This is a genomic window from Nonomuraea sp. CA-218870, assembly GCF_050936535.1.
GTDB lineage: Bacteria > Actinomycetota > Actinomycetes > Streptosporangiales > Streptosporangiaceae > Nonomuraea > Nonomuraea corallina.
Genome location: NZ_JBNJMN010000002.1, coordinates 628,712 through 655,403 on the forward strand (window position 1 = coordinate 628,712; position 26,692 = coordinate 655,403).

At 69.6% G+C, this 26,692-nt stretch carries 26 protein-coding genes; 5 read left to right on the forward strand and 21 right to left on the reverse strand.

Annotation, left to right across the window (positions count from 1 at the left end):
• Positions 1 to 6: 6 nt before the first annotated feature.
• From ACQEUU_RS31620 to ACQEUU_RS31650, 7 genes are all read right to left on the reverse strand, one after another.
• Positions 7 to 1,653, reverse strand: a complete 1,647-nt coding sequence (locus ACQEUU_RS31620) for an acetolactate synthase (protein WP_433072745.1) — start codon at positions 1,651 to 1,653, stop codon at positions 7 to 9.
• A gap of 51 nt (positions 1,654 to 1,704) precedes the next feature.
• Positions 1,705 to 2,469 carry a hypothetical protein gene (locus tag ACQEUU_RS31625; protein WP_433072746.1) on the reverse strand — a complete coding sequence of 255 codons (765 nt, stop codon included), beginning with the start codon at positions 2,467 to 2,469 and terminating at the stop codon, positions 1,705 to 1,707.
• Positions 2,466 to 3,119, reverse strand: coding sequence for a response regulator transcription factor (locus tag ACQEUU_RS31630; protein WP_433072747.1), 654 nt, complete (start codon positions 3,117 to 3,119; stop codon positions 2,466 to 2,468). Before ACQEUU_RS31630 ends, ACQEUU_RS31625 begins: the two co-directional genes overlap by 4 nt.
• Positions 3,110 to 4,270: a sensor histidine kinase gene (locus ACQEUU_RS31635; RefSeq protein WP_433072748.1), complete on the reverse strand. Its 1,161-nt coding sequence runs from the start codon at positions 4,268 to 4,270 to the stop codon at positions 3,110 to 3,112. The genes ACQEUU_RS31630 and ACQEUU_RS31635 overlap by 10 nt, the downstream gene beginning before the upstream one ends.
• Before the next feature lie 83 nt (positions 4,271 to 4,353).
• Positions 4,354 to 4,935, reverse strand: a complete 582-nt coding sequence (locus tag ACQEUU_RS31640) for a helix-turn-helix domain-containing protein (RefSeq protein ID WP_433072749.1) — start codon at positions 4,933 to 4,935, stop codon at positions 4,354 to 4,356.
• A 37-nt stretch (positions 4,936 to 4,972) separates the two neighbouring features.
• Positions 4,973 to 5,689 carry a dethiobiotin synthase gene (bioD, locus tag ACQEUU_RS31645; protein ID WP_433072750.1) on the reverse strand — a complete coding sequence of 239 codons (717 nt, stop codon included), beginning with the start codon at positions 5,687 to 5,689 and terminating at the stop codon, positions 4,973 to 4,975.
• Between the two features lie 24 nt (positions 5,690 to 5,713).
• Positions 5,714 to 6,433, reverse strand: a complete 720-nt coding sequence (locus ACQEUU_RS31650; RefSeq protein ID WP_270155765.1) for a GntR family transcriptional regulator — start codon at positions 6,431 to 6,433, stop codon at positions 5,714 to 5,716.
• A gap of 389 nt (positions 6,434 to 6,822) precedes the next feature.
• Between ACQEUU_RS31650 and ACQEUU_RS31655 the strand changes: the two genes are divergently transcribed.
• Entirely contained in the window at positions 6,823 to 8,292 is a 1,470-nt protein-coding gene (locus ACQEUU_RS31655; protein ID WP_270155764.1) for a PAS domain-containing sensor histidine kinase, read from the forward strand.
• Positions 8,293 to 8,473: 181 nt separating this feature from the next.
• Here ACQEUU_RS31655 and ACQEUU_RS31660 read toward each other — a convergent pair whose 3' ends face one another.
• Positions 8,474 to 8,728, reverse strand: coding sequence for a WhiB family transcriptional regulator (locus ACQEUU_RS31660; protein WP_270155763.1), 255 nt, complete (start codon positions 8,726 to 8,728; stop codon positions 8,474 to 8,476).
• A gap of 278 nt (positions 8,729 to 9,006) precedes the next feature.
• Positions 9,007 to 9,972: a diacylglycerol/lipid kinase family protein gene (locus ACQEUU_RS31665; protein ID WP_433072751.1), complete on the reverse strand. Its 966-nt coding sequence runs from the start codon at positions 9,970 to 9,972 to the stop codon at positions 9,007 to 9,009.
• Positions 9,973 to 10,090: 118 nt separating this feature from the next.
• Between ACQEUU_RS31665 and ACQEUU_RS31670 the strand changes: the two genes are divergently transcribed.
• Positions 10,091 to 10,477, forward strand: a complete 387-nt coding sequence (locus ACQEUU_RS31670) for a hypothetical protein (RefSeq protein ID WP_433072752.1) — start codon at positions 10,091 to 10,093, stop codon at positions 10,475 to 10,477.
• Here the strand turns inward: ACQEUU_RS31670 and ACQEUU_RS31675 are convergent.
• The 3 genes from ACQEUU_RS31675 to sodN all read right to left on the reverse strand — a co-directional run bounded on the left by ACQEUU_RS31675 (position 10,474) and on the right by sodN (position 12,226).
• Positions 10,474 to 11,253, reverse strand: a complete 780-nt coding sequence (locus ACQEUU_RS31675; protein WP_270155760.1) for an RNA polymerase sigma factor SigF — start codon at positions 11,251 to 11,253, stop codon at positions 10,474 to 10,476. The genes ACQEUU_RS31670 and ACQEUU_RS31675 overlap by 4 nt on opposite strands.
• Before the next feature lie 17 nt (positions 11,254 to 11,270).
• Positions 11,271 to 11,696 (reverse strand): anti-sigma factor, encoded by a 426-nt coding sequence (locus ACQEUU_RS31680; protein ID WP_270155759.1) that lies wholly within the window; start codon positions 11,694 to 11,696, stop codon positions 11,271 to 11,273.
• Positions 11,697 to 11,824: 128 nt separating this feature from the next.
• A complete protein-coding gene (sodN, locus tag ACQEUU_RS31685; RefSeq protein ID WP_270155758.1) occupies positions 11,825 to 12,226 on the reverse strand; it encodes a superoxide dismutase, Ni in 402 nt (133 codons plus the stop codon).
• A gap of 90 nt (positions 12,227 to 12,316) precedes the next feature.
• On the opposite strand from sodN, the gene ACQEUU_RS31690 reads away from it, so the two are divergent.
• A complete protein-coding gene (locus tag ACQEUU_RS31690) occupies positions 12,317 to 12,613 on the forward strand; it encodes a S24 family peptidase (RefSeq protein ID WP_433072753.1) in 297 nt (98 codons plus the stop codon).
• On the opposite strand, the gene ACQEUU_RS31695 is transcribed toward ACQEUU_RS31690, so the two are convergent.
• From ACQEUU_RS31695 to ACQEUU_RS31710, 4 genes are read right to left on the reverse strand one after another with little or no spacing between them, the layout of a single operon-like run.
• On the reverse strand, positions 12,583 to 13,008 hold the full coding sequence (locus ACQEUU_RS31695) for a CGNR zinc finger domain-containing protein (protein WP_433072754.1): 426 nt from the start codon (positions 13,006 to 13,008) through the stop codon (positions 12,583 to 12,585). The genes ACQEUU_RS31690 and ACQEUU_RS31695 overlap by 31 nt on opposite strands.
• Before the next feature lie 54 nt (positions 13,009 to 13,062).
• The gene (locus tag ACQEUU_RS31700; RefSeq protein ID WP_433072755.1) at positions 13,063 to 13,806 is read right to left on the reverse strand and encodes an amino acid ABC transporter ATP-binding protein; all 744 of its coding nucleotides are present in this window, start codon (positions 13,804 to 13,806) and stop codon (positions 13,063 to 13,065) included.
• On the reverse strand, positions 13,803 to 14,630 hold the full coding sequence (locus tag ACQEUU_RS31705; protein WP_433072756.1) for an amino acid ABC transporter permease: 828 nt from the start codon (positions 14,628 to 14,630) through the stop codon (positions 13,803 to 13,805). The genes ACQEUU_RS31700 and ACQEUU_RS31705 overlap by 4 nt, the downstream gene beginning before the upstream one ends.
• Before the next feature lie 3 nt (positions 14,631 to 14,633).
• Entirely contained in the window at positions 14,634 to 15,491 is an 858-nt protein-coding gene (locus ACQEUU_RS31710; RefSeq protein ID WP_433072757.1) for a transporter substrate-binding domain-containing protein, read from the reverse strand.
• A gap of 276 nt (positions 15,492 to 15,767) precedes the next feature.
• Here ACQEUU_RS31710 and ACQEUU_RS31715 point away from each other — a divergent pair, with 276 nt between their 5' ends.
• A complete protein-coding gene (locus ACQEUU_RS31715) occupies positions 15,768 to 16,940 on the forward strand; it encodes an NAD(P)-dependent malic enzyme (protein WP_433072758.1) in 1,173 nt (390 codons plus the stop codon).
• A 134-nt stretch (positions 16,941 to 17,074) separates the two neighbouring features.
• Positions 17,075 to 18,427, forward strand: coding sequence for a hypothetical protein (locus ACQEUU_RS31720; protein WP_433072759.1), 1,353 nt, complete (start codon positions 17,075 to 17,077; stop codon positions 18,425 to 18,427).
• 52 nt (positions 18,428 to 18,479) lie between these two features.
• On the opposite strand, the gene ACQEUU_RS31725 is transcribed toward ACQEUU_RS31720, so the two are convergent.
• The 5 genes from ACQEUU_RS31725 to ACQEUU_RS31745 all read right to left on the reverse strand — a co-directional run bounded on the left by ACQEUU_RS31725 (position 18,480) and on the right by ACQEUU_RS31745 (position 26,563).
• A complete protein-coding gene (locus ACQEUU_RS31725; protein ID WP_433072760.1) occupies positions 18,480 to 19,964 on the reverse strand; it encodes a trypsin-like serine peptidase in 1,485 nt (494 codons plus the stop codon).
• A gap of 194 nt (positions 19,965 to 20,158) precedes the next feature.
• The gene (locus ACQEUU_RS31730) at positions 20,159 to 21,670 is read right to left on the reverse strand and encodes a hypothetical protein (RefSeq protein ID WP_433072761.1); all 1,512 of its coding nucleotides are present in this window, start codon (positions 21,668 to 21,670) and stop codon (positions 20,159 to 20,161) included.
• 442 nt (positions 21,671 to 22,112) lie between these two features.
• Positions 22,113 to 23,618 carry a trypsin-like serine peptidase gene (locus ACQEUU_RS31735; RefSeq protein WP_433072762.1) on the reverse strand — a complete coding sequence of 502 codons (1,506 nt, stop codon included), beginning with the start codon at positions 23,616 to 23,618 and terminating at the stop codon, positions 22,113 to 22,115.
• Between the two features lie 506 nt (positions 23,619 to 24,124).
• Positions 24,125 to 25,288 (reverse strand): trypsin-like serine peptidase, encoded by a 1,164-nt coding sequence (locus ACQEUU_RS31740; protein ID WP_433072763.1) that lies wholly within the window; start codon positions 25,286 to 25,288, stop codon positions 24,125 to 24,127.
• Positions 25,289 to 25,492: 204 nt separating this feature from the next.
• Complete coding sequence (locus tag ACQEUU_RS31745) at positions 25,493 to 26,563, reverse strand: trypsin-like serine peptidase (protein WP_433072764.1); 1,071 nt, start codon at positions 26,561 to 26,563, stop codon at positions 25,493 to 25,495.
• Positions 26,564 to 26,692 lie beyond the last annotated feature (129 nt).

A 26,692-nucleotide genomic window follows, 5' to 3' on the forward strand; every position in this document is an offset into this window, starting at 1 on the left:
CCGCCTTCACACCCCCGTGGTGTTGCGCGGGTAGGCGATCTGCGGGTCGGTGGCGATGTTCACCAGGTACGGGATGCCGGAGTCGAACGCGCGGCGCAGCGCCGGCCCGATCTCCGACGGCTTGGTGACCAGCTCGCCGCCGCCGCCCAGTGCCGTCACCACCTGGTCGTAACGGCACTGCGGCTGCAGCTCGGCGGCCACGTCGTAGCCGTAGAGCAGCTGCATCGGGTGCTTCTCCAGACCCCAGATGCCGTTGTTGCCGCAGATCATCACGACCGGGAGGCGGTGCCGGACCAGCGTGTCGACGTCCATCAGCGAGAAGCCCGCGGCGCCGTCGCCGAGCAGCAGCACCACCTGCGAGGACGGGCGGGCCAGGCGGGCGGCGATGGCGTAGCCGAGCCCGGTGCCGAGGCAGCCGTACGGGCCGGGGTCGAGCCAGTTGCCCGGCCGGCGCGGCTCGACGTACTTGCCGGCGTAGGAGACGAAGTCGCCGCCGTCGCCGATGACCACCGCGTCGTCGGCCAGGAGCTTGCCCAGCTCGCCGTAGATGCGCATGGGGTGGATCGGGTCGGTGTCGGCGGCCAGCAGCGCGGCGTCACCGGCGACGGCCGCCGCGGCGTGGTCGGCGAGCGTGGACAGCCAGTCGGCGTAACGCGACGGCTTGACGCCGACCTCGCCGCAGGCGTCGCCGAGGCTCCACAGCACCACCGACAGGTCGCCGGCGGCGGAGGCGACCGGGGACATGTGGGTGGCCAGGTGGGACGGCGCGTCGGCGATGTGCACCACCTTGGCGAGCGGGGCGCCGTCCTTGCCGCCGAACCAGCCGTAGCCGAGCCGGAAGTCCAGCGGGGTACCCATCACGATGACCAGGTCGGCCTGGGCGAACGCCTGGCCGCGGGCGCGGGTGACGAGCAGTTCGTGGCCGGCGGGGAGGACGCCGCGGCCCTGGCCGTTGGGGATGACCGGCAGCCGCCAGGCCTCGGCGAAGTCGCGGGCGGCCTCCTCGGCCCGGTCCATCCACACGTCGGACCCGTACACCAGGACCGGGCGTTCGGCCTCGGCCAGCAGCCGGGCGATGGCGCGCAGGCTGTCGGGGTCGGGCTCCAGCGGTGAGGGCGACTGCGTCTGGGGCTCGTGCATGGGCGACGGCGAGAACAGGTGGTCCATGTGGAAGTCGAGGAAGACCGGCCCCCGGTGCGGCGCCACGGCGGTGCGGAAGGCCATCTCGACGTCCTGGCCGACCGAGTCGGCGCCGGAGGAGGTGAACGCCAGCTTGGTGATCGGCGTCAGCAGCGGCGGATGGTCCATCTCCTGCAGGGCGCCGCTGCCCCAGCGGGACTGAGGGGCGCGCCCGCCCATGACGACCACCGGCGAGCCGTTGAAGTGGGCCGTGGCCACACCGCTGACGCCGTTGGTGATGCCGGGGCCCGCGGTGAGCACCGCCAGGCCGGGCTTCCTCGTCAGCCGCGCCGTGGCCTCCGCGGCGAACACCGCGCTCTGCTCGTGGCGGACGTCGAGGATGCGCATGCCCTCGTGCTGGGCACCGTCGTACAGGGGGAAGACATGCCCTCCCGACAGGGTGAACATGGTCTCGACACCGTAGGCCTTGGACACGGCGACAGCGGCGTCACCGGCGTGTTTCGCAGACTCCATAGCCCGGAACTTACCAATGAGCCACAGGAGTAAACAGCACCCAGGGGGAGGTCAGCAACAGATGTGGATGCCGCCGTCGGGGGTGGAGGCGCGCACCTTGCGCGAGGAGGACGGGTCGAGACGGCTGTCGACGTCCGTATTGGGGGCGCCGGCGATCACGTCGTAGACGCCTCCCGGCAGTTCCAGCCCGATGTCGCCGGAGGCCCTCACGGTGGCGCGCACGTCCGACGGGGGAGTCTCGAACGACAGCCGCACCGTGCCGGTGCCGGTCTGCGCGTCGACCGCGCCGCCGCGCAGGCGGTCGGCGGCGATGTCGCCGGTCTCGCTCCGCAGCCGCAGGTCACCGGTGAGGTCGTGGGCGCCGACGGCTCCCCAGACCGAGGTGAGGCTGACGTCGCCGCGCATGCGGCGGGCGCTCAGCGGGGCGTTCGCGGTCGCGGAGACGTCGGTCTCGGGCGGTACGAAGAGCTGGTAGCGGATCAGGCAGTCCGCCATGGCGGGGTGCCCACCGCCGGGACAGGTGCCGTCGAGACGGAGCGTGCCGCCGTCCCACTGCTCGCGCGCCGTGGGCTTCCTGCCGGTCCACACCAGGTCACGCTCGACTCCGATGGAGCCGGCCTGTCCCGCCTGGATGTGCACGCTGACGTCGTCGCCGCGGGCCTCGACCGTCAGCGCGCCGCCCCGGAACGGGATGGAGCGCCAGGACAGCTCGCTGGGCGGGCTGGGGTCGGCCAGCGCCGCCCAGACGACCCCGGTGGAGACGGCCAGCGCCGCCACCGTCAGCACGGTGCCCAGGATCAGCCAGAGCCGTCTCACGGCAAGCTCCTGATCTTGAGGAACTGGAGCACGGCCAGCACCCGCCGGTGGTCGCCCTCGGCCGGGGGCAGGTCCAGCTTGGCGAAGATGTTGCCGATGTGTTTGCCCACCGCGCCCTCGCTGAGTACCAGTGCCTGGCCGATGCCCGCGTTGGAGCGGCCCTCGGCCATCAGCTTGAGCACCTCGTGCTCGCGGGGCGTCAGCCGGTCCAGAGGGTCGCTGTGGCCGCGCAGCAGAAGCTGGGCGACCACCTCGGGGTCGAGGGCGGTGCCTCCGGCCGCGACCCGGCGCAGCGCGTCGACGAACTCGGCCACGTCCGCCACCCTGTCCTTCAGCAGGTAGCCGACGCCGCCGATGGCGGACGACAGCAGCTGAGCGGCGTAGCGCTCCTCCACGTACTGCGACAGCACCAGGACCGCGAGCTTCGGCTGCTCGCGGCGCAGCACCAGCGCGGCCCGCAGCCCTTCGTCGGTGTGCGTGGGCGGCATGCGCACGTCGGTCAGCACCAGGTCGGGCCGGTGCTCCTCGGCGGCGCGCAGCAGGCCCTCGGCCTCGGCCACGGCCGCCACCACGCGTAGGCCGGAGCCTTCCAGCAGCCGTATCAGGCCCTCGCGCAGCAGCACGGAGTCCTCGGCCAGCACTATGCGCACGGCAGTTCCACCTCGATCGTCGTCGGCCCGCCCAGCGGGCTGCTCAGCTTCAGCGTCCCGTCCACGGCCTCGACCCGCTGGGCCAGGCCGCGCAGCCCCGTGCCGCGCTCCATCGTGGCCCCGCCGCAGCCGTCGTCGTACACCAGCAGGAGCAGCCGGTCGCGTTCGCGCCGCACGCTCACCTCGGCCCTGGTGGCGGCGGCGTGCTTGGCGATGTTGGTCAGCGCCTCGGAGACGACGAAGAACGCCACCGCCTCGATCGTCGGGGAGGGGCGGCGGTCGAGGCCGACGTCCAGCCGCACCGGGACGGGGGCCCGCGCCGCCACGCCGGAGAGCGCCGCGTCCAGGCCCTGGTCGTTGAGTACGGCCGGGTGCAGGCCGCGTACGAGGTCGCGCAGCTCCCTGAGCGCCTGCTTGGACTCCTCGTGGGCCTGCTCGATGGCTTGACGGGCGGGCTCGGGCAGGTCGGTCAGCGTGGCGCGGGCGAGGCCGAGGTTAAGGGCCAGGGACACCAGCCGCTGTTGCGCGCCGTCGTGCAGGTCGCGCTCGATGCGGCGGCGCTCGGCGTCCGCGGCGTCGATCACGCCCGCGCGGCTCTCGGTCAGCGTCTCGATCCGCTCGTCCAGCTCTTTGCGGCTGGGGCCGAGCAGCGCGCGGGCGATCGCCAGGTCGAGCGCCGCCATGGCGCGTGCCAGCAGCGGCGCCAGCGCCAGCAGGACGACGCCGGCCAGGACGTAGACGCCCGTCACCGCGGGGTCGCGCAGGTCGGGGGTGAAGACCAGGGGCGGCGGGTTCATGACCGGGGCCAGGAACGACAGCACGCCCACCAGACCCGCCCCCCAGGCCGTCGACACCAGGACGGCCGCGGGGAGGCTCACGAGCGGCGACAGCACGTGGTAGCCCGTCTGCCGCCACAGGCTGAGGGTGCGCCAGTGGGCCGCCACCGGCACCGGGGGGATGCGCGCCGACTGGAACGCCGCGAACCTGGAGCGCTGCACCCGGGTGAGCCAGGGCAGGGCGCGGCGGAGCGTGCCGGGGAACAGGACCAGCGGGAGCGTGGCCGAGGCGAGCACGGCCGCGACCGGCAGGCCGGTGATCACGTGGGCGGTGTCCAGCCAGGCCCGGGCCGACCAGGGGCGGGGGACCTTCATGGGATCCACCGTATTGAGTCGGGATGCCCGCTGGACATGGGTCTGACGTCCTCGTCGGGGTGGGGGTAGCCCCACCCCGGGGATCAGGCGCGGGACTTCGGCCGGGCCCGGACGTGCATGCGCTCGCCCTGCCGGCCGAAGAGGCTGAGGATCTCGACGGGCTGCTCGTCGGCGCTGCCGAACCAGTGCGGCAGCCGGGTGTCGAACTCGGCCGCCTCTCCCGCCTTCAGCAGCAGGTCGCGGTCCGCCAGCACCAGGCGCAGCCGGCCGGACAGCACGTAGAGCCACTCGTAGCCCTCGTGGGTCTGCGGCTCGGGCGTGCCCCGCCCCGGCGGGATGATCATCTTGAACGCCTGCAGCGGCCCCGGCTGACGGGTCAGCGGCAGCACGGTCATGCCGTTCAGCCGCCGCGGCGTGGGACGGATGCGCGGGTCGCCGACCTGCGGCGCGCCCACGAGCTCCTGCAGCGGCACCTGGTAGGCCTGGGCGATGGGCAGCAGCAGCTCCAGGGTGGGCCGGCGCTGCCCCGACTCCAGGCGCGACAGCGTGCTGGTGGAGATGCCGGTGGTTTCGGCGAGCCCGGTCAGGGTCAGGCCGTGGTCGGCGCGCAGCCGTTTGAGCCGGGGGCCGACCTCGGCCAGCACGTCCTCGATCGCCTTCGCCATGGCCACCCTCGCACATCGACTTGCCGGCCCGGCAATTTTAGACGCGGTACGAGTCGCGGAACGCGGCAGGGTCGAAGGCGCCGCCCAGCGTCACGGCCAGCCCGCGCCGCGCCGCCGCCGCGAAGGCCCCAGCGTCGAGCCGCCCCGCGCCCAGCGGCAACGCGCCGGCGAGCGGCCGGGCCGCCAGCATCTCCAGGTCGGCCACGTTGCTCCGCTCGGTCACGCCCGGCTCCCTCGGCCACGCGCCGATGACCACCCCGGCCAGGTCCAGCCCGCGGTGCGCGACGGCCTCCAGGGTCAGCGCCGTGTGGTTGAGCGTGCCGCAGCCGGCCCCGGCCACCACGAGCACCGGCGCGCCCAGCAGCCGCGCCAGGTCGGCGATCGTGGCGCCGTCCTCGTCGAACCGCACCAGCAGCCCGCCCGTGCCCTCCACGACCACCAGCCGGTTGCTCTCGGCCAGCTCACGGACCCGCGCGGCGGCCTGCGGCAGCGACACCGGCGGCACCCCGGCCGCGCGCGCCGCCGCGGCGGGCGACAGCGGCGGCTCGAACCGGGCCAGCTCGAACGTGGTCGGCACTCCGGACAGCCTGATGACCTCGTCCACGTCGCCGCGCTCGCCGGGCCCCAGGCCGGTCTGCGCGGGTTTCACCACGGCCGTGCTCGCCCCGCGGGCGCGGGCCAGCGCCGCCAGGGCCGCGCACACCACCGTCTTGCCCACGCCCACGCCGGTGCCGGTGACCACGATGACGCTCATCGGCCCAGCGTAGAGGGGGGAAGGTCAGGGGCGGCGCAGGCGGGTGACGAACTTGTAGCGGTCGCCGCGGTAGAGCGACTGCGCCCACTCCACCGGGTGGCCGTCGGCGTCGAAGGCGTGGCGGGTGAGCAGCAGCATGGGCAGGCCCACGTCCACGCCGAGCAGCTTGGCGTCGTACGGGGTGGCCAGCACGGTCTCGATGATCTCCTCGGCGTCCGTCAGCCGCACGCTGTAGGCGTTGTGCAGCGTCTCGTACAGCGAGGAGTGCTCCTCCAGCTCGCGGCGCAGGCGCGGGAAGCGCCGCGCGGACAGGTGGGTGGTGTCGACCGAGACGGGCTCGCCGTTGGCCAGGCGCAGGCGGTGGATGCGCAGCACCCGGCCGCCGGGGTTGATCGCCAGCCGCCGTGCCAGCGGCTCGTCGGCGGTGATGTAGCCGATCTCCAGGATCTTCGTGTCGGGCTCCAGCCCCGCCGTGCGCAGGTCTCCGATGTACGAGGTGAGCTGGAGCACCTGGGCCACCTTGGGCTGCGCGACGAACGTGCCCTTGCCCTGGATGCGCAGCAGCCGCCCCTCCACCACCAGCTCGGTCAGCGCCTGCCTGACCGTGGTGCGGGAGGTCTCGAAGCGCACCGCGAGCGTCCGCTCCGGCGGCAGCGCGGTGCCCGGCGCCAGCGACTTCGTGAGCTCGAGCAGGCTCCGCTTCACGTCGTAGTACTTCGGTACGCGAGGGCCTTCGTCTGTCACGCTCTCACCTTCACTTCTGCCACGGCGGTGAGGGCGTGTCTGATCACCGCTAGATCATCGGAACTCATATCTGCCCTCACGGTCAACCGCGTGCGAGGGCAGCTCCCCGGTGTCCCGGCTCCCTGCTCCGCGCAGACCCGCTCACCTGCCCTGCCGCGCGCCCCGTACAGGCAGCTCAGGCTGATGGTGAAGGATATCCACAGCCGTGGGCGGCGTGGCAACCGAGGGATGGCCCTTTCGGCGGCGCGCACGCGCGGGCTCGGGCGGAACGCGGCTTCCCGGGCTCCTGCCGCCCCGACGATGTGATGGTTCTCACTGGGGCCCTCATCTGGCGGTTCCGTCAGGGCGCCGGTTTGGTTGTTCAGCGGAGAAGCACGCATGATGCACTCGTGCCGACTCTCAGCGACCTCGTCGTCCGCCACACGGCGCTCGACGCGGCGGACCTCGACTGGCTCCACTCGCTGGTCTCCGACTGGCAGCTGCTGGCCGACCTGTCGTTCGCGGACCTCATCCTGTGGGCGCCGCTGCTCGGCGAGGGCGGCTGGATCGCGATCGCCCAGATGCGGCCCACCACCGGCCCCACCGTCTACCACGACGACGTCGTGGGCAGCGTCGTGACCAGAGGCGAGCGCCCGCTGATCGACACCGCCTGGTCCGAGCGGCGCATCTGCCGCGAGGGCGACCCCGACTGGTCGACCGGCGTGCCGGTGCGCGAGGAGACCATCCCGGTGCGGCGGGCCGTCCCCGGCGGCGAGGCCCGGTTCCTGGCCGTGATCCAGCGCTCCACCAACCTGTCGTCGGCCCGCACCCCGTCGCGGCTGGAGCTGACCTACCTGCAGAGCGCCTCCGACCTGGCGCAGATGGTGGCGGAGGGCCGCTTCCCGTTCTCCGGCGAGGAGCCCATCCTGGTGCGCTCGCCGCGCGTCGGCGACGGCCTGCTGCGGCTCGACCGGGCCGGCCGGGTCACGTACGCGTCCCCGAACGCGCTCTCGGCCTACCGGCGGCTCGGACTCCACGCCGACCTGGTGGGGGTCGAGCTGGGCCGGGTCACCGCGACGCTGTGCTACTCCGACGAGCCCATCAACGAAGACCTGATGATCGTGGCCAGCGGGCGGGCCGCCAAGGAGACCGAGGTGGAGTCAGGCGGCACGATCGTGCAGTTGCGCGCGATCCCGCTGATCGTCGGCGGCGGCCGCATCGGCGCGCTGGTGCTCATCCGCGACGTGACCGAGCTGCGGCGGCGCGAGCGCGAGCTGATGACCAAGGACGCCACCATCCGCGAGATCCACCACCGGGTCAAGAACAACCTGCAGACCGTCGCCGCCCTGCTCCGGCTGCAGGCCAGGCGGCTGCAGGTGCCGGAGGGGCGCGAGGCGCTGGAGGAGGCGGTGCGGCGGGTCGGCTCGATCGCGATCGTGCACGAGACCCTCTCCCACGCGCCGGAGGAGTTCGTCGACTTCGACGAGATCGCCGACCGGGTGATCGCGATGGCGGGTGAGGTGTCGGCGCCGGAGGCGGCCGTCACGCCGCGCCGGGTGGGGGCGTTCGGCGTGCTGCCCTCGCTCATCGCCACCCCGCTGGCCATGGCGCTGACCGAGCTGCTGCAGAACGCGCTCCAGCACGGCCGGCCGAGGCGGCTGCAGGTGGTGGTGGAGTCCAGTCCCGGGCGGCTGCACGTGGTCGTCTGGGACGACGGCAGGGGCCTGCCGGAGGGGTTCGACCTCGACAGCTCGACCAGCCTCGGGCTGCAGATCGTGCGCACGCTCGTCGAGGGGGAGCTGTCGGGCAAGCTGGCGATCAGGCCGCGCGAGGGCGGGGGCACGGAGGCCACGCTGTCGATCCCGCTGCCCGCCGGATGACGTCCGGATGCCTGAAGGGCCGGTGCCTGATGCCTGATGCCTGGTGCCTGGGGCCTGATACCTGAACGCCGCGCCCCTGTGGTCAGGGACGCGGCGTGGTTCCGGCGGACACGTCGTCGTGCCGGGCTGGTCGGCTGGTCGTGGCTTTCAGGCGGATTCCTGCCTTCCGGGTCGAGGTCGGTCAGGCGCTGGCACGGGCGCGGGCCCGAGCGGTGCGGCGCTTCAGCGCGCGGCGCTCGTCTTCGCTGAGACCGCCCCACACGCCGGCGTCCTGCCCGGACTCCAGCGCCCACTTGAGGCAGGACTCCACGGCCGAACAGGAACGGCAGACCTCTTTGGCTTCCTCGATCTGCATGAGTGCCGGTCCGGTGTTCCCGATCGGGAAGAACAGCTCGGGGTCCACGTCACGGCAGGCAGCTCGGTGGCGCCAGTCCATGCGTTCACTCCTTAGTAGATGGAGCCTGCGGTCGGCTCCGTGCGGCTACTACTTTGTGAAGAGTTTCACTAAGGCGTGCGAACAGTGCCCCGGCGCTCTGTCTGGAACCGGGGGTGCCCGCGCTGAACGCCGGAGGACCTGGGGGTTTGGGTTAAAGGTCCTACGTTCCGACGTCACTATGAGCTTTTCAGCCACGGAGAGTGCACGCAAGAGGGCGGAGCCCAAGTTTTCACCGTAATGGCTGTCGTATGCGTCACACTATGACCGAATGTAACGAGCTAGACCAGAACTTGTAACGCGTTCGGTGTAGCCCGGAACGTCACCGCCTCACGTTCGCCCAGATAGTCTCCGTCCAGCTGAAACGCCACGGGACGGCTCGCGGTGAGGGTGAACTCCGCCTCGTCGTGCAACTGCGTCAGGTGCCTGCCGGACGGCAGGCTGTCACGCTCGGTGAGGATGTGGCGGATGACCGGCAGCAGCGACGTGACGCCTATCCGCCGCAGCCCCAGCAGGTCGAGCCCGGTCTCGAAACTCGCCCACGGGGTGGGGGTGACCGGCCTGGGGCCGAGATACGTCCACGGCGAGGTGTTGGAGACGATCGCCAGGAACACCCCGCGGGTGGTGGGGACGCCCGGCCCGGTCAGCGTCATCGCGGGATGCCGCTTGTCGGTGGCCAGGTAGTGGCGCAGCGCGGTGTTCACGTAGCGGAGGGGCGTGGCCTTGCGGCCGGTGCCGCGCAGGCCCTCGACGGCCCTGATGACCTCGGCGTCGTACCCCAGGCCCGAGCAGAAGGTGAAGAAGCGGCTCTCACCCTCCCACAGCGCCTGCCCCAGGCCCACGGTGCGTCTGCGGCCCTCGCGCAGCGCCTCCAGCACGGCGCCGGTGGCCTCGACCGGGTTGTTCGGCAGCCCGAGGGCGCGGGCGAAGACGTTGGCGCTGCCGCCGGGGATGACGGCGAGCGCGGGGCGGCTCAGGCTCGGATCGTCGCCGAGCGGCTCGGGGGCGCCGTTGACCGGGTTGAGCAGGCCGTTCACGGTCTCGTTGATGGTGCCGTCGCCGCCCAGCACGACCACCAGGTCGTAGCCCTTGGCGCGGGCGGTCGCGGCCAGCGTGGCCGCGTGGCCGCGGTAGGCCGTCTCCTCCACGGCCAGCTCCACGGCGGCACCGAGCGCGCGGATCAGCACGTTGCGCGTGCGGGCGTTGGTGGTGGTGGCCTTGGGGTTGACCAGGAGCATCGCGCGCATGAGGCCAGCGTAGCCGCTGATGGATGTCGGGCTTGTCGCAAACGTCCTATTTCGGACACGATGTTGGACGAGAAGGCGCACGCCCGGGGCGCGGGCGGGGACGGATAGGGTGCGGGGTGTGGGGAAGCGTCCGTGGAGTCTGGTGATGGCCGCCGTGATCGTCGCCCTTGAGGGGCTGGTCGCGCTCGGGCTGGGGATCTACGTGGCCGTGGAGACGGTGCTCGGCGAGGCGGGCTCCCTGACGACGGCGCTGGCCGAGGCCGCGTTCGGGGTGCTGATCGGCGCGGGGCTGCTCTGGGTCGCGTGGGGCGGGCTGCTGGCCGCCGAACGCTGGGGGAGGGCGCCCAGCGTGGTGACCCAGATCTTCATCTTCCCGGTGGCCGTCACGCTCATCCAGGCGGACCAGCCCGCGCTCGGGATCCCTCTGATCGTGGTCGCCCTCGCCGGGCTGGGCATGCTCCTGGCGCCTCCCACCACGCACGCGCTCTTCGGCGACGACGTCTAGTCGTCGGCCGTCAGACCCTCGCGGAGCTGGGCGAGGGTGCGGGCGAGCAGGCGCGACACGTGCATCTGCGAGATGCCGAGCTCGGTGGCGATCTGCGACTGCGTCATGTTGCCGAAGAACCGCAGCAGCAGGATCCGCTTCTCGCGCGGAGGCAGCCGTTCGAGCAGCGGTTTGAGTGACTCGCGGTATTCGACACCTTCGAGCGACTCGTCGACGATGCCGAGCGAGTCGGACACCGCAGGGGCGTCGTCGTCGCCCGAGTCGGGCGCGTCCAGGGAGACCGTCGAGTAGGCGTTGGCCGACTCAAGGCCTTCCAGCACCTCCTCCTCGGTCATCTTCAGGTAGGCCGCCAGCTCCGCCACGGTCGGCGCGCGTCCCTCGCGCTGCGACAGCTCGCTGATGGCCTTGGTCAGCGAGAGCTTCAGCTCCTGCAGGCGGCGCGGCACCCGGACCGCCCAGCCCTTGTCGCGGAAGTGACGCTTGATCTCGCCGACGATGGTGGGCGTGGCGTAGGTGGAGAACTCGACGCCGCGGTTGAGGTCGAAGCGGTCGATGGACTTGATCAGCCCGATGGTGGCGACCTGGGTCAGGTCGTCGAGCCACTCACCCCGGTTGCGGAAGCGGCGGGCCAGGTATTCGACCAGGGGAAGGTGGAGCTCGACCAACTCGTCCCTGATGCGTTGCCGGCGCGGCTCGTCGGGGCCCAGCTCGGACAGCTCGGCGAACAGCAGGCGAGCACGGACCCGGTCGGGCACGGCGTGTTCGCTGGCGGCCATGGCTCCAGTCCTTTCCGTCACGCCGGCCTCGCCGCGCCTCGGCGCTTACGCAGGATGATCGCCATGCGGTCGGCGACGTCGGTCACCGCGTCCACGTCGTCGGCGAGGGCTGTCAGCACCATCCAGGCGAAGTCGTCGCGCTTCGGCGCGGAGCTCCCGACTGTCGCCACCTCGACCCGGACCTGCATCTCCTGCCCGGTCAGCTCGAACTCGGCGGTCAGGTCGGTGCCCGGCACCGCCTCGTTGAGCAGCATGGCGCACGCCTCGTCGACCGCGATCCGCAGATCCTCGATCTCGTCGAGCGTGAAGTCCAGCCGGGCGGCCAGTCCGGCTGTGGCCGTGCGCAACACGGAAAGATAAGCGCTGTCGGCGGGGAGCCTGATGCTCACCACGTCACGGATGCCTGCCTCGCCTGTCACGCGCGCCTCGGTTTCCTCGGTCACGATCCTCCTCGCGTATACGACGCTGACTGCAACTTACCGCCCGGGAGAGGTGCTTGGCGGATTCAGACTCGCCCTCAACGGAAAAGGCTCTGTGCGGCCGTTGACCGCACAGAGCCTTTTATGCCGATTTAGGCGGCCTTGGTCTCCCAGAAGATCTTGGAGATCTCGTCGATCTTGCCCAGGAGCTCCTCGCTCTTGGCGACGTCCACGGTGCCCTTGGCCCCGGCGGCGCCGGCGAGCTTGGTGGCGTCCCAGAAGAGCTGGTGGAGCTGGGGGTACTGCTCGAGGTGCGGCGGCTTGAAGTAGTCGGTCCAGAGCACCCAGAGGTGGTGCTTGACCAGCTCGGCGCGCTCCTCCTTGATCTTGATGGCACGGGCGCGGAAGACCGGGTCCTCGTTGGCCGCGTACTTTTCCATGATCGCCTTGACCGACTCCGCCTCGATCCGGGCCTGCGCCGGGTCATAGACGCCGCAGGGCAGGTCGCAGTGCGCGGAAGCGACATGCTTGGGTCGTAGCAGTCGTGCGAGCATCAGAAAATCCTTCCTTGATGCCGAATCAGCTTGGTCCTCGTACCGACCTTACTCGTCTGCAAACGCCTCTGGAGGAGGGGGTGGCGGCCCATGAGAGTGCGTGTCGAGGGTGACTCGATGCGGCCCGCGCTGCTGCCGGGCGACTGGCTGCTGGTGCGCCGCCGGGCCCGGATCCGGCCGGGCGACGTCGTGGTGGCCCGGCTGCCTGGCAATCAGGAACGGCTCATCGTCAAACGGGCCGCCTGGCGCGAGGCCGGCGGCTGGTGGCTGGAGAGCGACAATCAGCGCGCCGCGGGCCGCCGCGACAGCTGGGACTTCGGCCCGGTGACCGACGTCGTGGGCCGCGTCGTGCTGCGTTACTGGCCGCCGCGGCGGCGCGCCCGGTAGGCGGCGACGTTGGCCCGGCTGGCGCAGCGGGCCGAGCAGTAGCGGCGGGAGCGGTTGGACGAGGTGTCGAGGAAGGCCCGGGTGCAGTGCGGCTCCAGGCAGCGGCCGAGCCGGTCGGCGCCCAGCTCGGCCACCATGGAGGCGAGTCCCATGACGGCGGCGGCGCCGGTGTGGCCGGCCAGGTGCAGGTGCCAGCCCTGGCCGTCGTGGTCGGTCAGCTGGGGTCGTACGGGGTAGCGCACGAGCAGCTCGTTGAGCAGGGCCACGAGCCGCTCCTCGGCGTCCGCGGCGTCGAAGACGGCGGCCAGCTCGGCCCGCAGCCCACGCAGCTCCGCCGGGGGGTCGGGGTCGTTGACGAGACGGACCGCCCACTCGGCGTAAGAGGTCAAGTCCATGCGCGAGTATTACACGAAAAGCACCGGGCGCCCGGTGCCCCGGACGCCCGGCGGTCACTCCTCAGGGTGCAGGACGCGCGCCAGGAAGGAGCGGGTCCGCTCGTGCCGCGGGTCGCCGATCACCTGGGCGGGCGGTCCGTCCTCGACGATCACGCCGCCGTCCATGAACACCACCCGGTCGGCCACCTGGCGCGCGAAGCCCATCTCGTGGGTGACCACGAGCATGGTCATGCCCTCCTCGGCCAGCTGGCGCATGACCGCGAGCACGTCGCCGACCAGCTCGGGGTCGAGCGCGGAGGTGGGCTCGTCGAACAGCATGAGGCTCGGGTCCATGGCCAGCGCCCTGGCGATGGCCACCCGCTGCTGCTGCCCGCCGGAGAGCTGCCCGGGGAAGGAGTCGCACTTCTCGCCGACGCCCACCTTGCGCAGGTTCTCCCTGGCGACGACCTCGGCCTCCTTCCTGCCGCGCTTCAGCACCCGCTGCTGGGCGATCATGACGTTCTGCAGCGCCGTCATGTGCGGGAACAGGTTGAACTGCTGGAACACCATGCCGATACGGCGTCGTACGGCGTCGATGTCCACGTCAGGGTCGGTCACCTCGACGCCCTCGACGAGGACCTTGCCCCGGGTGGGCTCCTCCAGCAGGTTGACGCAGCGCAGCAGCGTCGACTTGCCGGAGCCCGACGGCCCGATGACGCAGACGACCTGGCCGGGCTCGACAGTCATGTCGATGCCGCGCAGCACCTCGTTCTGGCCGAAGTGCTTGTGCAGGTCCTTGATCTCGATCGCGTGCGTCATCGGTTCGTCCCCTTGCGCTTCTCCAGCCGTCCCGCGAGGTAGCCAAGCGGCACCGTGACGATCAGGTACGTCAGGCCCGCGACCAGGAGCGGCGTGGCGTTGGCGTACGTGGACGCCATGTCATTGCCGAACTTGGTCAGCTCGACGTACTCGCCCGACACGCCCAGGAACAGCACCAGCGAGGAGTCCTTGAGCAGGGCCACGAACTGGTTGGTGGTCGGCGGGATGACGATCCGGATGGCCTGCGGGATCACCACGGTGAACTGCGCCCGGCCGGCCGACATGCCCAGCGACCTGGCGGCCTCCGTCTGCCCCTTGGGCACCGCCTGCAGGCCGGCCCGGAAGATCTCGGCCTGGTAGGCGGTGCCGACCAGGCCGAGACCGAGGATGGCCTGGCCGTAGGTGCCGAAGGGCACCGCGAAGCCGGGCAGGGCCAGCGGCAGGAAGACGATCATCAGGAAGACCAGCAGGGCGGGCACGCCACGGAAGATCTCGATGTAGAGCGTCGCCAGCCACCGGTACGGACCCACCGTGGACAACCGCATCAGCGCCACGATCAGACCGAACACGAACGAGAAGGCGAACCCTCCGACCGAGTAGATGATCGTGTTCTTCAGCGCGATCGTGAACAGGTCGGGCAGCATCTCGGCCGCGACGTCCTGCCGGGCGAAGTTCTTCCCGAGCTCGCCCCAGTCGGCGTACAGGACCAGGGCGACTGCGGCCAGGACCAGGACGACGTACTGGGCGCCGCGGCTGATGCGCTGCCTCTTTCGAGGGCTGAGCCGGCGCTGGACCGGCTCAGCGGTCTTCGGCTGGTCCGCCATGGATCAGCCCAGCTCCCCGGGCTTCTTGTCGAACCACTTCATGAAGATCTCGTCGTAGGTCCCGTTGGACCTGGCCGCGGTGAGCTCCTCGTTGACGGTCTTGACCAGCACCGGGTCGGCGTCCTTCTTCATGCCGAGCCCGTACTGCTCGCCGGTGTCGAGGCTGGCGATCAGCTCGAACTTCTCCGCGATCTCCGGCTTCTTCAGCCAGGTGAGCACCACGGGCAGGTCCTGGACGATCACGTCGGCCTGGCCGGCCTGGAGGGCGAGCAGCTCCTTGGGGGAGTCGGCGTACTCGGTCGGGTCGAAGCCCTGCTTCTTGACGTAGTCGAGGCCGGTGGTGCTGGCCTGGGCGCCCAGCTTGAGACCCTTGGCCTTGACGTCCTCCAGGGACGTGGCGCCGGTGCCCTTCTTGGCCAGCAGCGCCTGGGTGGCGTCGAAGTACGGGTCGGAGAACGTGATGTTCGCCTTGCGCTCCTCGGTGATGGTCATGCCGGCGGCGGCCAGGTCGCACTTGTTGGTGGCCATGGCGGCGCCGCTCTTGATCACCGCGAAGTCGATGTCCACGATCTCCTGCTCGACGCCGAGCTTCTTGGCGACGAGGTCGACGATGTCGACGTCGAACCCGACGATCTTGCCGCTGTCGTCCTTGAACTGGAACGGCTCGTACGGGACGTTGGTGCACACGGTGAGCTTGCCGGGGTTCACGAGCTTGGCACCGCCGGCGGCGGAGGCCGACGCGTCGCCGGAGGCCGTGTCGGTGCCTCCCGAGTCGCTGCCGCACGCGGACAGGGTCAGGGCGGCGGTCAACGCGAGCGCGCCGGCGGCGATGCCGTGGCGCTTCATGGACCAGAGGGCCATGGGGAGGCCTCCTCGATAGTGGTAGAGCAGCGAAGATGAGTTTTGTGCAGTTTAAAGCTGGTTTAGGGGCACTCTGTCATCAGAGAATTAACGATGCGTCAACGGAACGGCTTCGGGGGCGGTACCTGACCCCCTGTCAGCGTGTGTCAGTATGGTGCGACGGGTGACCCCCGTACCCTCCGAGGCATCGACGAGGGAATCCTGGCGAAACCGAAGCCGGGCTTCTCCGCCCGTCTGCCCAAGGTCTCTTCCGTCGCAACCACTACTGGGGTCGCTGTGTCCGACACATCCGCTTACGAGAACGATCCTGCCTTCGCGCTGCACCGCGGGGGCAAGCTTGAGGTCCGCTCCACCGTTCCGGTCCGCGACAACGACGATCTGGCGCTCGCCTACACGCCCGGCGTGGCGCGCGTCTGCAGCGCCATCGCCGAGACGCCCGCGCTGGCCGACACCTACACCTGGGTCCCCAACGTGGTCGCCGTCGTCAGCGACGGCACCGCCGTGCTCGGCCTGGGCGACATCGGGCCGTCGGCCGCCATGCCCGTCATGGAGGGCAAGGCGCTGCTGTTCAAGGAGTTCGGCGGCGTCGACGCCGTGCCGCTCTGCCTGGCCTGCACGGACGTCGACGAGCTGGTGGAGACCGTCGCCCGGCTCGCGCCCTCCTTCGGCGGCATCAACCTCGAGGACATCAGCGCGCCGCGCTGCTTCGAGGTCGAGGAGCGGCTGCGCGAGCGGCTCGACATCCCCGTCTTCCACGACGACCAGCACGGCACCGCGATCGTGGTGCTGGCCGCGCTGCGCAACGCGGCGCGCCTGACCGGCCGCACGCTGGGCGACCTGCGCGCCGTGGTGGCCGGGGCCGGCGCGTCCGGCGTCGCGGTCAGCCGCATCCTGCTGGAGGCCGGCATCGGCGACATCGCCGTCGCCGACTCCAAGGGCATGCTCTACGCCGGCCGCGAAGGGCTCAACCCGATCAAGGAGGCCCTGGCCCGCGACACCAACCGGGCCGGCCACAGCGGGTCCACCGAGGAGGCGCTGGCGGGCGCCGACGTGTTCGTCGGCCTGTCCGGCTCCACCGTCAGCGAGCGGGCCATCGCCTCCATGGCCGAGGGCGCCATCGTGTTCGCCCTGTCCAACCCGACGCCCGAGGTCGAGCCCGCCGTCGCCGCCCGCCACGCCGCGGTCGTCGCCACCGGCCGCTCCGACTTCCCCAACCAGATCAACAACGTGCTGGCCTTCCCCGGCGTCTTCCGCGGCGCGCTCGACGTGCGGGCCACCACGATCACCGAGAACATGAAGGTGGCCGCCGCCGACGCCCTCGCGGGCGTGGTGGGCGACGACCTGCGGGCCGACTACGTGATCCCGAGCCCGTTCGACGCGCGGGTCGCCCCCGCGGTCTCCGCCGCCGTCGCCGCGCAGGCCAGGGCCGACGGAGTCGCCCGCGCCTGACCGCCGCCTCTCAGGCAGAAACAGCGCCGGGTCCGCCCCGGGTCAAGGATTCGCCAAACTTCCTTTACTCAGCGTGCTATAACAGGAACCCTCTGTAAGCATGCGGGCGCCTGCTCCTGCCTTAGAGGAGAGCGATGCGACGCGAGCCCAACCGACTGCTACGGCAGCTCATCGCCGAGGCGGGGTTTTCCCACAAAGGTCTCGCCAGGCGCCTCAACGATCTGGGAGCCGCGCGTGGCGCCCCCGGCCTCAAGTACGACCACAGCTCCGTCCTGCGATGGATCGGTGGTCAGCGGCCGCGGGACCCGGTGCCCGGACTCCTGACCGAGATCTTCGCCTTACGGCTGGGCAGGCCCGTCACGGTCGGCGACCTGGGCCTGCCCACCGCGACGCCCCACGATCTCGGGCAGGAGTTCACGCACACGTGGCAGGAGGGGGTCGCGACCGTGACGGCGCTGTGGCGGGCCGATGTGGAGAGACGGAGGTTCCTGATCGACTCGACGTTCGCGATCGGGGCGGGCTCCGTGGGGGCGGTGCGGTGGCTCACCTCGCCGCCGGAAGGGCGGCCCAGCGCGCTGGGCGCCCGGAGAGTGGGCATGGCGGACGTCGCCGCCATCCACGAGGTCACCCGTTCTTTCGGTGAGCTGGACAACCGGTTCGGCAGCGGGCACGTCCGCTCGTCTGTCGTGCGCTATCTGGACACGGCGGTCACACCGCTGCTCAAGGACGGCTCGTACGGCGACGCGACCGGCCGCCGGCTGGCCGCGGCCGCCGCCGAGCTCACCAGGCTGGCCGGCTGGATGGCCTACGACCAGGAGCAGCACGGCCTGGCCCAGCGCTACCTGATCCAGGCGCTGCGCCTGGCCAGAGGCGCCGACGACCACGCGCTGGGCGGCGAGATCCTGGCGGGCATGGCCCACCAGGCGATCTACCTGGGCCGGCACGCGCACGCCCTGGACCTGGCGCGGACCGCACAGCTCTCCGCCCGGCGGGCCGGGGTGGCGACCCTGCTCGCCTCCAGCCACGTCCTGGAGGCGCACGCGCACGCCGGGCTGGGCGACGGCCGCGCCTGCGGCGGCGCGCTGCACGAGGCCGAGCGCGCCTTCGACGTCCGCGAGCCGACCGGTGAGCCGAGCTGGCTGGGCTACTTCGACGAGGCCTACCTGTCGGCCAAGTTCGCCCACTGCTTCCGCGACCTGGGAGAGGGGGAGCGGACCGTACGGCAGGCGCGGCGCTCGCTGGACATGGACGGCCGGTTCGTGCGCGGCCGCATGTTCAACCTGTCGCTGCTGGCCGCGGGGCTGCTGCAGTGCGGCGAGCTGGAGGAGGCCTGCTCGGTCGCGTTCGGCGCCATGACGCTGGGGAGCGAGCTGAAGTCGGCGCGCTCCCGCAGCTACATGACCGACCTGCGCAGGCGGCTGAAACCGTACGAGAACGAGGCCCCGGTCCGGGCGCTGAAGGAGCGGACGCGGGCCCTGGCGGTCTGAAGAACGGGAAGAGCCCGCCGGGGCGCGCCGGCGGGCTCTTCCGACCGCGTGACTACTGCAGCAGCTCGCCGTTCGGGCCGACGACCTTCTTCGTCTCGGCGAGGTTCGCCTTGTTGTAGACGTCGGCGGTCTCGCTGTCGAAGTAGGCCGAGCTGATGTGGTCGACCCGGTCGTTGCCGTCGTTGTCGTAGAACACGCTCGTGACACCGTTGACGTAGCCGGTGCGCTTGGCGTTGTTCCACTTGATCAGCCACGGGCCGCCGTCGGCGCCCGGGGTCATCGAGCACTTGAGCACCTGGTGCGTCTCCACCCGGAACGAGTTCGCCTGGATGGTCTTGGTGCCGGTCTTGCCGTAGCAGTACTTGGGCGTCACGCCGGTGAACGGCTTGTCGCCGTCGGGGTGCGGGGCGGCCGGGTAGCCGAAGACCATGGTCTGCTGGCCCATCGGCTGGTTCCACGCGAAGCCCTGGCCGCCGACGACGTCACCGAGCCGGCCGGTGTCCTTGGCCAGGCCGATGATGAACCGGGCCTCGAAGTACTTGCGGGCCGTGCCGGGCTTGACCCACCGCTGCACGTAGTAGCGGGTGATGGTGTAGTTGCCGGCCTGGTCCTTGGCCTTGGTGCCGGGGCCCTTGTAGGCCGTCCACTGCGCCTCGGTGACGGACTCGGTCACCGGCTCGCCGTACTTGGCGCCCTGCGCGCGGCCGACCTTGGCCTTCTTGTACGTCTCCGGGCTGACCTCGACCTTCTCCAGGACCGCCTCGGGGTGGTCCGGGCCCGCCAGCTCAGGCTGGGTGTCCTTGCCCTCCGACCAGCACTCGCCGAGGTTGAGCTGGCACTTGGTGAACTCCTCGCGGGTGATCTCACGCGGCTTCACCCACTTGTCGCCGGCCCACGCGTGGTACTCCTTGGCCGTGACCTCCTTCTCGCCGGCCAGCGCGAAGCCGTTGTGCACGGCCACGAACGCGTAGTCGCCGTCGTAGTCGTCGTAGACGTCGAGGTCGTAGTGCGTGAAGGCGTAGGCGCCCACGTAGATGCCGTACGGGGCCTTGCCCTGGTAGTAGCCGGGGACGAAGACCCACTTGGCGAAGACGTCCTGGCCGCTCTCGAACACGCAGTGGCCGGCCGTGACGACCAGGTTGCGGTGGCGCGACTGGATCGAGGTCGCCGAACACCACTGGTGCTTGCCGGACTTGTCGACGAAGAAGACCTTGCCGATGGTCCGCGGCAGGTTCACGTTCTTGGTCTTGCCGCCCGAGCTGGTCGTCGCCGGAGCGGTGGCGCCCGGCTTGCCGTCATCGGGGGTCGTCCCGCCCTTACGGACGATCTTGTCGACCTCCTTGGCGTCCCAGGTGTACTGGGTGGCCTTCTTCAGGGCGGCGCCGTTCGCGTCAAGCCAGAAGAAGGCGGCGCCGTAGGCGTCCTTGGGCTGAGGGGTCAGGGGGTCCTTGACCCACTGGGGGGCGGCTTGTGCCGGAATGGCCAAGGCTGCGGCGGCAAGGCTGGCAGCGGCGAGGGGCACGAACAGGCGCTTCACGGAATGGCTCCACAGGTCTGACATAGAGGGGTGATCAGACACTATCGACACTCTGGTCACTCTTGTCACAAAGCAACAGAGATCTTGTCAGAAATGTCATCAGAAACGGCCGAAGGGCCTGGCTTTCGCCAGGCCCTTCGGGTGGTGCAGGAGAATCGAGGTTTGGACCCCCGACCCAGGAAGATCAACCCGAATTACTTGGGCATCGGGGTGATCTGGCCCGACCAGACGTTCTTCGCGGCGTTGTAGACCGCAGCGGTCTCACCGTCGAAGTACGGGCTGGACATGTAGTCCCAGCGGTCGTTGCCGTCCGTGTCGTACAGAACGCTGGTCACGCCGTTGACGTAGCCGAGGCGCTTGGCGTTGCTGTACTTGAAGAGCCACGGGGCGCCGTTGTAGCCGCCGGTGACGGCGCACTTCAGCGACACGTGCTCCTCGATCTTCAGCGACGGCACCTGAGTGGTCTTGGCGCCGGTCTTGCCGTAGCACCACTTCGGCGTGTTGCCGGAGAACGGCTTGCTGCCGTCGGGGTGCTTGGCGTAGGGGTAGCCGAAGGTACGGACGTACTTGCCGGTCGGCTGGTTCCACGCGAAGCCCTGGCCACCGACGACGTCACCGAGGCGACCGACGTCCTTGACCTCGTGCACGATGATGAAGTAGTCAGTCCGGATGAACTTGAACTCAGTCCCCGGCTTGTACCACTGCTGCACGTAGTAGCGCGTGATGGTGTAGTTGCCAGCGCGGTCGACGTTCTTCTCGCCGGGGCCGCGGTAGGACAGGAACTCGCTCTTGGTGACCGACACGGTCTCCGGCTCGCCGTACTTGGCGCCGTTGGCCTTGCCGACCGGAGCGCGCCACCACTCGCTCTTGCTGACTTCCTTCTTCTCGACGACCGCACCGGGGTAGTCGGGGCCAACCTTCTCGGCCCGCGAGCCCGGGTCCACCGAGTAGTACTCAGTGGTCTTGGGGTCGAGCTTGCCCTTCTTGTACTCCTCGAGGGAGACCTGGACCTTCTTGACGTCCTTGTCGCCCTTGTACGCGTCGAACTCGGCCTTGGTGACCTGCTTCGGCTTGTTGAGCGTGCCGCCGATGCCGTTGTAGACCGTGACGAACGCGTAGTCGCGGTCGAAGTCCTCGTAGACGTCGAAGTCGTAGTGGGTGAAGGCCTGCTTGCCCACGTACACACCGTAAGGCGTCTTGCCCTGGTAGTAGCCCGGGACGAAGACCCAGCGCGACACGACCTCGTCGTTGCCGGCCACGTCGTAGACGCAGTGACCAGCGGTGGCGACCAGGTTGCGGTAGTTCGACTGGATCGAGGTGCCGGAGCACCAGTAGAGGTTGCCGTCGCGACCCTCGAAGAAGACCTTACCGATGGTCTTCGGCAGGTTCACGTTGTGGGTCTTGCTGGCGACCTTCTTCTCCTCGCCGATGGGCGCGGTCGAGCCAGGCTTGCCGTCGGGCGAATAGCCGCCCTTGGACACGATCTTCTTGACCGCCTTGTCGTCCCAGTAGTAGGCCGAGGCCTGCTTCAGGGCGGCGTTGTTGGACTTGGTCCAGAAGTCGAGGACTTCGGCGGCCTTCGCCTGGCTGGCGGCCAGGGCGTCAGCGGCGACCTTGTCGTCGGCCTGAGCGGTGCCGGCCAGGCCGGCAGCCAGGAGACCGGTGGCCAGAATGGCGCCACCGGCGGGAAGGAGGATGCGCTTCAAGGTAACTCCTTGCGCTGTCGTGGAACGCCTCTTGCGTCCCATGCGTCAGTAAAGGGATAGCCAGAACATACAGTGTCGATCTTGCTCGCCGGAAGCCGCTTTGGAAGGAAAAGAGGCGACAAGTCGGACGTGATCAATCTGTGATGTTTAGTCGGCTCCCGCGCAGGAGCGGGGGGAAGCCACCCCGAGAGGCGTTCCCGCAGATCAGCATAAGGATGTTGTTAAAGTGACTCGGGAGATCCGTGCGCCGCGTCGGTGACCTCGATCGGGCGGGTGTGACGCACATCACAGTGCTCTGATGGCACCATCCATGGCTCCCGTGCGTCCAAGCGCCCTTCACCTTTCCGAGTCCGGGAACGCCGAAGGGCCCGGCTGGACTGCCGGGCCCTTCGGGTCTTACAGATGACGATCTCTCAGGGATCGACCGTCAGGGCGTCCCCACTTAGAGGATCTTGCCGGACCACACGTTGGCGGCGGCCTTGTACACCGTGTTCGTCTCGCCGTCGAAGTACGGCGACGAGATGTAGTCGACGCGGTTGTTGCCGTCCTGGTCGTTGAAGGTGCTGGTGACACCGTTCACGTAGCCGAGACGCTTGCTGTTCTTGTAGTTGTACAGCCACGGACCACCGTCGGCGCCCTCGGTCATGGCGCACTTGAGACCGACGTGCTCCTCGATCTTCTTGGCCTTGTCACCGACCAGCTTCTTCGTGGTCTTGCCGTAGCACCACTTCGGAGTGACGCCGGTGAAGTTCTTGTGGCCGTCGGGGTGAGCGGAGGCCGGGTAGCCGAACACGCGCACGTACTTGCCGGTCGGCTGGTTCCACGCGAAGCCCTGGCCGCCGACGACGTCACCGAGGCGGCCGGCGTCGGTCGCGGCGTTCTCGATGATGGTGAAGACGGTCTTGAAGAACTTCGTGTCGGAACCGGGCTTGACCCACTTCTGCACGTAGTAGTGCGTGATGAGGAAGTTGCCGGCGCGGTCCTGCCACTTCTTGCCGGGGCCGGCGTACTTCTTGTACTCACTCTCGGTGACGATGTCGGTGATGGGCTCACCGAACTTCGCACCGTTCTTCTTGCCGACGGGAGCGCGCTGGTACGTGCGCTCGCTGACCTCGTCCTTCTCCACGACGGCACCGGGGTAGTCCGGGCCGACCTTCTCGGGGCGGGAGCCGGGCTTCACCCAGCACGCCTCGGTGGAGGTGGGGTCGAGCTTGCACGCGCGGAACTCCTCGCGGCTGATCTCGACGTCCTTGGCCTCCTTGAGGCCCTGGTACTTGTCGAACTCGGCCTTGGAGACCTTCTTGGCGGTGCCCCCACCGAGCTTGACGCCGTTGTAGACGGTGACGAACGCGTAGTCGCGGTCGAAGTCCTCGTAGACGTCGAAGTCGTAGTGGGTGAAGGCCTGCTTACCGACATAGATGCCGTAGGGGGACTTGCCCTGGTAGTAACCGGGGACGAAGACCCACTTGGACATCACGTCGGAGTTGGCCTGCACGTCGTAGACGCAGTGGCCGGCGGTGGCGACGAGGTTGCGGTACTTCGACTGGATCGAAGTGGCCGAGCACCACTTCTTCTCGCCCTTGCCGTTGACGAAGAACACCTTGCCGATGGTCTTCGGCAGGTTGACGTTCTGCGCCTTGGCGGTGCTCTTCTTCTCTTCGCCGATCGGAGCCGTCGAGCCCGGCTTGGTGTCCGAGCTGTAGCCGCCCTTGCTCTGCAGCTTGTTGACGTCCGTCTTGTCCCAGACGTTGGACTCCTTGGCGGCCTTCAGAGCAGCGCCGTTGCTGTCCGCCCAGAACTCGGCGATGGCCTTGGCCGCGGCGGCGTTCTTCGCCATCGCGTCGGTGGCGACGTCGCTGGTGGCCTGAGCGGTGGTGGTGGCCAGGCCGGCGGCCAGGAGACCGGTGGCCAGAACGGCGCCACCGGCGGGGATGAGGATGCGCTTCAAGGGAACTGCTCCTTGGTCTGTCGTGGGCCGCAACGTGCGTCCCATGCGTCAGTAAAGGGATAGCAAGGAACATAGCGCGGTGATCTCCGCAGGTGGAAGCCAATCCGAAAGGTCTGGCATCGACCCAAACGCCCGTGACCATTCCGTTATCAGTCAGAGATAATCGCGGCCAGTGATCATAAGAGCACGTTTTCGCAGGGCAGGGAGGGAGTGTGGCTTCTGGTACCAAAGTGCCGTTAGAGGGCTGTCACGTACGGTAGTCAGTTGAATGTGACTTAGATCACAGGAACCGAATGGGGCTGATCCTCCGTCTAACATGCCAGCCTCCTGCCAGGAAACCTTCAGGTTCGCGGATCTCTCGGTAGATATGTGCCTATTTGCGGGGTTTCGCGTCACGCCGGAGATCGGTCGTGCCGTCCGCGAGCCACCCGGTTCCACTGGAACCTCCGGGCATGCGAAAGGGCCCGGCGCCAGGCGGCCGGGCCCTTTCAGGTGGAGCGGGAGGGTCAGCGGTAGAGCTCGCCGTTGGGGCCGACGATCTTGCCCGACCACACGTTCTTGGCCGAGTTGTAGACCGAGGCCGTCTCCCCGTCGAAGTACGGCGAGGTGATGTAGTCGATCCGGTCGTTCCCGTCCTGGTCGGCGAAGGTGCTGGTCACGCCGTTGACGTAGCCGACCCGCTTGGCGTTGCTGTACTGCTGGATCCACGGCCCGCCGTCATAGCCGGGGGTCACGGCGCACTTGAGCGCGATGTGCTCCTGGATCTTGAGCCACGAGGCGCTCACGGACTTGCCGGTGGTCTTGCCGTAGCAGTGCTTCGGGGTGACGCCGCTGTACGGCCTGTCGCCGTCGGGGTGCGGCGCCGAGGGGTAGCCGAAGGTGCGGACGGTGCGGTTGGCGGGCTGGTTCCAGGCGAAGCCCTGGCCGCCCACGTTGTCGCCGAGCCGGCCGGCGTCCTTGGACAGCAGGATGTAGTGACGGCCACCCCAGGACCGCTTGGGGCCGCTGAACCGCTGGAACTCGCGCTTGCTCACCTGCTTGGCGCCGGTGAACTGGATGCCGTTGTAGACGGTGACGAACGCGTAGTCGCGGTCGTAGTCCTCGTAGACGTCGAAGTCGTAGTGGGTGAACGCCTGCTTGCCGACGTAGATGCCCCACGGCGCCTTGCCCTGGTAGTAGCCGGGCACGAAGACCCAGTTGTCCAGCAGGGCCTTGTTGGACTCCGTGTCGTACACGCAGTGGCCGGCCGTGACGACCAGGTTGCGGTAGTTCGACTGGATCGAGGTGGCCGAGCACCAGCGGTACTTGCCGGAGCCGTCGACGAAGAACACCTTGCCGACGGTCTTGGGCAGGTTCACGTTCTGCGACCCGCCCGCGGCCTTGTTGCCGCTGGTGGGGGCGGCGGTCCCGGGGCTGCCGTCGGGGGTGTAGCCGCCCTTGGAGACGACCTTCCGGACCTCGTTGGAGTCCCAGGTGTACGCGGTGGCGCGGCGGAGGGCGGCACCGTTCGAGGCGAACCAGAAGGAGGCGACCGAAGCCGCCTGGCCGGCGTTCCTGGCCATCGGGTCGATCGCGACGTCTCCGGCGGCCTGAGCGGTGGCGGGCAGACCGACGACCAGCATGCCGGTCGCCACGGCGGCACCGCCGATGGGGAGGAGGATGCGCTTCAAGGTAACTCCAGGCTTCTGTCTTACGCCGGCGCGGCGCCTTGATGCGCCCGGATACCGGCAGATGGACAGCCGGAACCGTATAACGGTTCACTCTGGTCATGCGGGTTTTCACCGGCCGCTGTCAACGTGGCGGACGCCGCCGTGACCGTACCGAGATCCGTGTATGGGCTGATCGCCCCGAGTGGCCGTTCCAGGGGACGTGAACTAAATCACATTTGCCGGAGTCGTCTGCGCGGCGGCGTGACGGTAGACGTCACCCGCCACCGGCCCGAGGTACGGCGAGGACACCGCGTCGAACTCGCCCTTGGCGTCGCGGTTCCAGGTCAGGCTGTTGACGCCGATGAGGTCGCCCAGGTTGGCGCGCAGGCCGGTGATCCACGGGCCGCCGCTGGCGCCCTTGCTGAAGTTGCACGGGCTGAGCTGCACGCCGTGGTCGAGGTCGAGGCCGGGCGCGATGGTCTTGCGGGTGGCGCCCACGCAGCTCCTCAGCGTCTGCCCGTTGAACGGCTGGCTGCCGTCGGGCTGCGGGCCCGCGGGATAGCCGAACGCGTGCACCCGGGCCATCGGCGGCTTCCTGGACAGTTCCAGCCCGAGCCCGCCGACGTTGTCCTGCAGCCGGCCGACGTCCTTGGCGACGTAGGCGTTGCCCTGCTTGACCCAGGTGAAGCCGCGGTGGACCGTGACGAACGCGTAGTCGTAGTCGTAGTCGTTCTTGCCCGGCCAGTCCTCGTGCATGCTGATCGAGGAGCCGACGTAGACGCCGTGCGGTGTGGTCCCGGCGGCCCCCGGGTCGGGGACGAAGATCCAGGAGTCGGCGGCCTCGCCCCTGCGGGGGTCGTAGGCGCAGTGCGCGGCGGTGGCGACCACGCTATGGTTGGCGGCCGCGACGGCGGCGGCCGAGCACCAGTACTCCTTGCCCGCGAGGCGGAAGAAGACCTTGCCGATCGTGCTGGCCGTGCCCTGCCGCGGCGCGACGGCGTTGACCGGACCGGCCTTCTTGCGCAGGGCCACGATGCGCTGGGCCGGCACGTTCACCGAGCCGCCTCCGGCCTTCGGCGCGCCCGAGGGGGGCGCGGCCGGGCTGTAGGTCTCGGCCTTCCTGAGCCTCTCGGGCTTCCAGTAGTCGGCGACCTTCTGCACCTCGGCCTTGCTCTTGGCCAGCGAGACGGCGAAGACCTGGCTCGCCGCGGCGCTCGCGGTCCCCGGGAGGGTGGGCAGCATCAGCAGCGCGCCGCTGACGGCGGCGGCTAGCAGGTGCCTGGCCCGGGGGATCATGAAAGTGCCTTTCTGGGGTTGTAACGGTGGATTTTTCCAGATCAACAAGGCGTATTGCAGCCGGGATGGAGATTCGTTATCTAGGCGAGCGTGACTTGCGTCGCATAAGAACCATGTCAAGGGTGCTAG

What these genes read in the sequence shown, in the direction of transcription:
- ACQEUU_RS31665 (WP_433072751.1), bottom strand. Translation starts at nt 9,972, where the DNA reads ATGCGCGCGATGCTCCTGGTCAACCCCAAGGCCACCACCACCAACGCC.
- ACQEUU_RS31745 (WP_433072764.1), bottom strand. Translation starts at nt 26,563, where the DNA reads ATGATCCCCCGGGCCAGGCACCTGCTAGCCGCCGCCGTCAGCGGCGCG.
- ACQEUU_RS31700 (WP_433072755.1), bottom strand. Translation starts at nt 13,806, where the DNA reads ATGACGCACGCGATCGAGATCAAGGACCTGCACAAGCACTTCGGCCAG.
- ACQEUU_RS31690 (WP_433072753.1), top strand. Translation starts at nt 12,317, where the DNA reads ATGAGAGTGCGTGTCGAGGGTGACTCGATGCGGCCCGCGCTGCTGCCG.
- bioD (WP_433072750.1), bottom strand. Translation starts at nt 5,689, where the DNA reads ATGAGCGTCATCGTGGTCACCGGCACCGGCGTGGGCGTGGGCAAGACG.
- ACQEUU_RS31695 (WP_433072754.1), bottom strand. Translation starts at nt 13,008, where the DNA reads ATGGACTTGACCTCTTACGCCGAGTGGGCGGTCCGTCTCGTCAACGAC.
- ACQEUU_RS31705 (WP_433072756.1), bottom strand. Translation starts at nt 14,630, where the DNA reads ATGGCGGACCAGCCGAAGACCGCTGAGCCGGTCCAGCGCCGGCTCAGC.
- ACQEUU_RS31620 (WP_433072745.1), bottom strand. Translation starts at nt 1,653, where the DNA reads ATGGAGTCTGCGAAACACGCCGGTGACGCCGCTGTCGCCGTGTCCAAG.
- ACQEUU_RS31720 (WP_433072759.1), top strand. Translation starts at nt 17,075, where the DNA reads ATGCGACGCGAGCCCAACCGACTGCTACGGCAGCTCATCGCCGAGGCG.
- ACQEUU_RS31710 (WP_433072757.1), bottom strand. Translation starts at nt 15,491, where the DNA reads ATGGCCCTCTGGTCCATGAAGCGCCACGGCATCGCCGCCGGCGCGCTC.
- ACQEUU_RS31635 (WP_433072748.1), bottom strand. Translation starts at nt 4,270, where the DNA reads ATGAAGGTCCCCCGCCCCTGGTCGGCCCGGGCCTGGCTGGACACCGCC.
- sodN (WP_270155758.1), bottom strand. Translation starts at nt 12,226, where the DNA reads ATGCTCGCACGACTGCTACGACCCAAGCATGTCGCTTCCGCGCACTGC.
- ACQEUU_RS31660 (WP_270155763.1), bottom strand. Translation starts at nt 8,728, where the DNA reads ATGGACTGGCGCCACCGAGCTGCCTGCCGTGACGTGGACCCCGAGCTG.
- ACQEUU_RS31640 (WP_433072749.1), bottom strand. Translation starts at nt 4,935, where the DNA reads ATGGCGAAGGCGATCGAGGACGTGCTGGCCGAGGTCGGCCCCCGGCTC.
- ACQEUU_RS31675 (WP_270155760.1), bottom strand. Translation starts at nt 11,253, where the DNA reads ATGGCCGCCAGCGAACACGCCGTGCCCGACCGGGTCCGTGCTCGCCTG.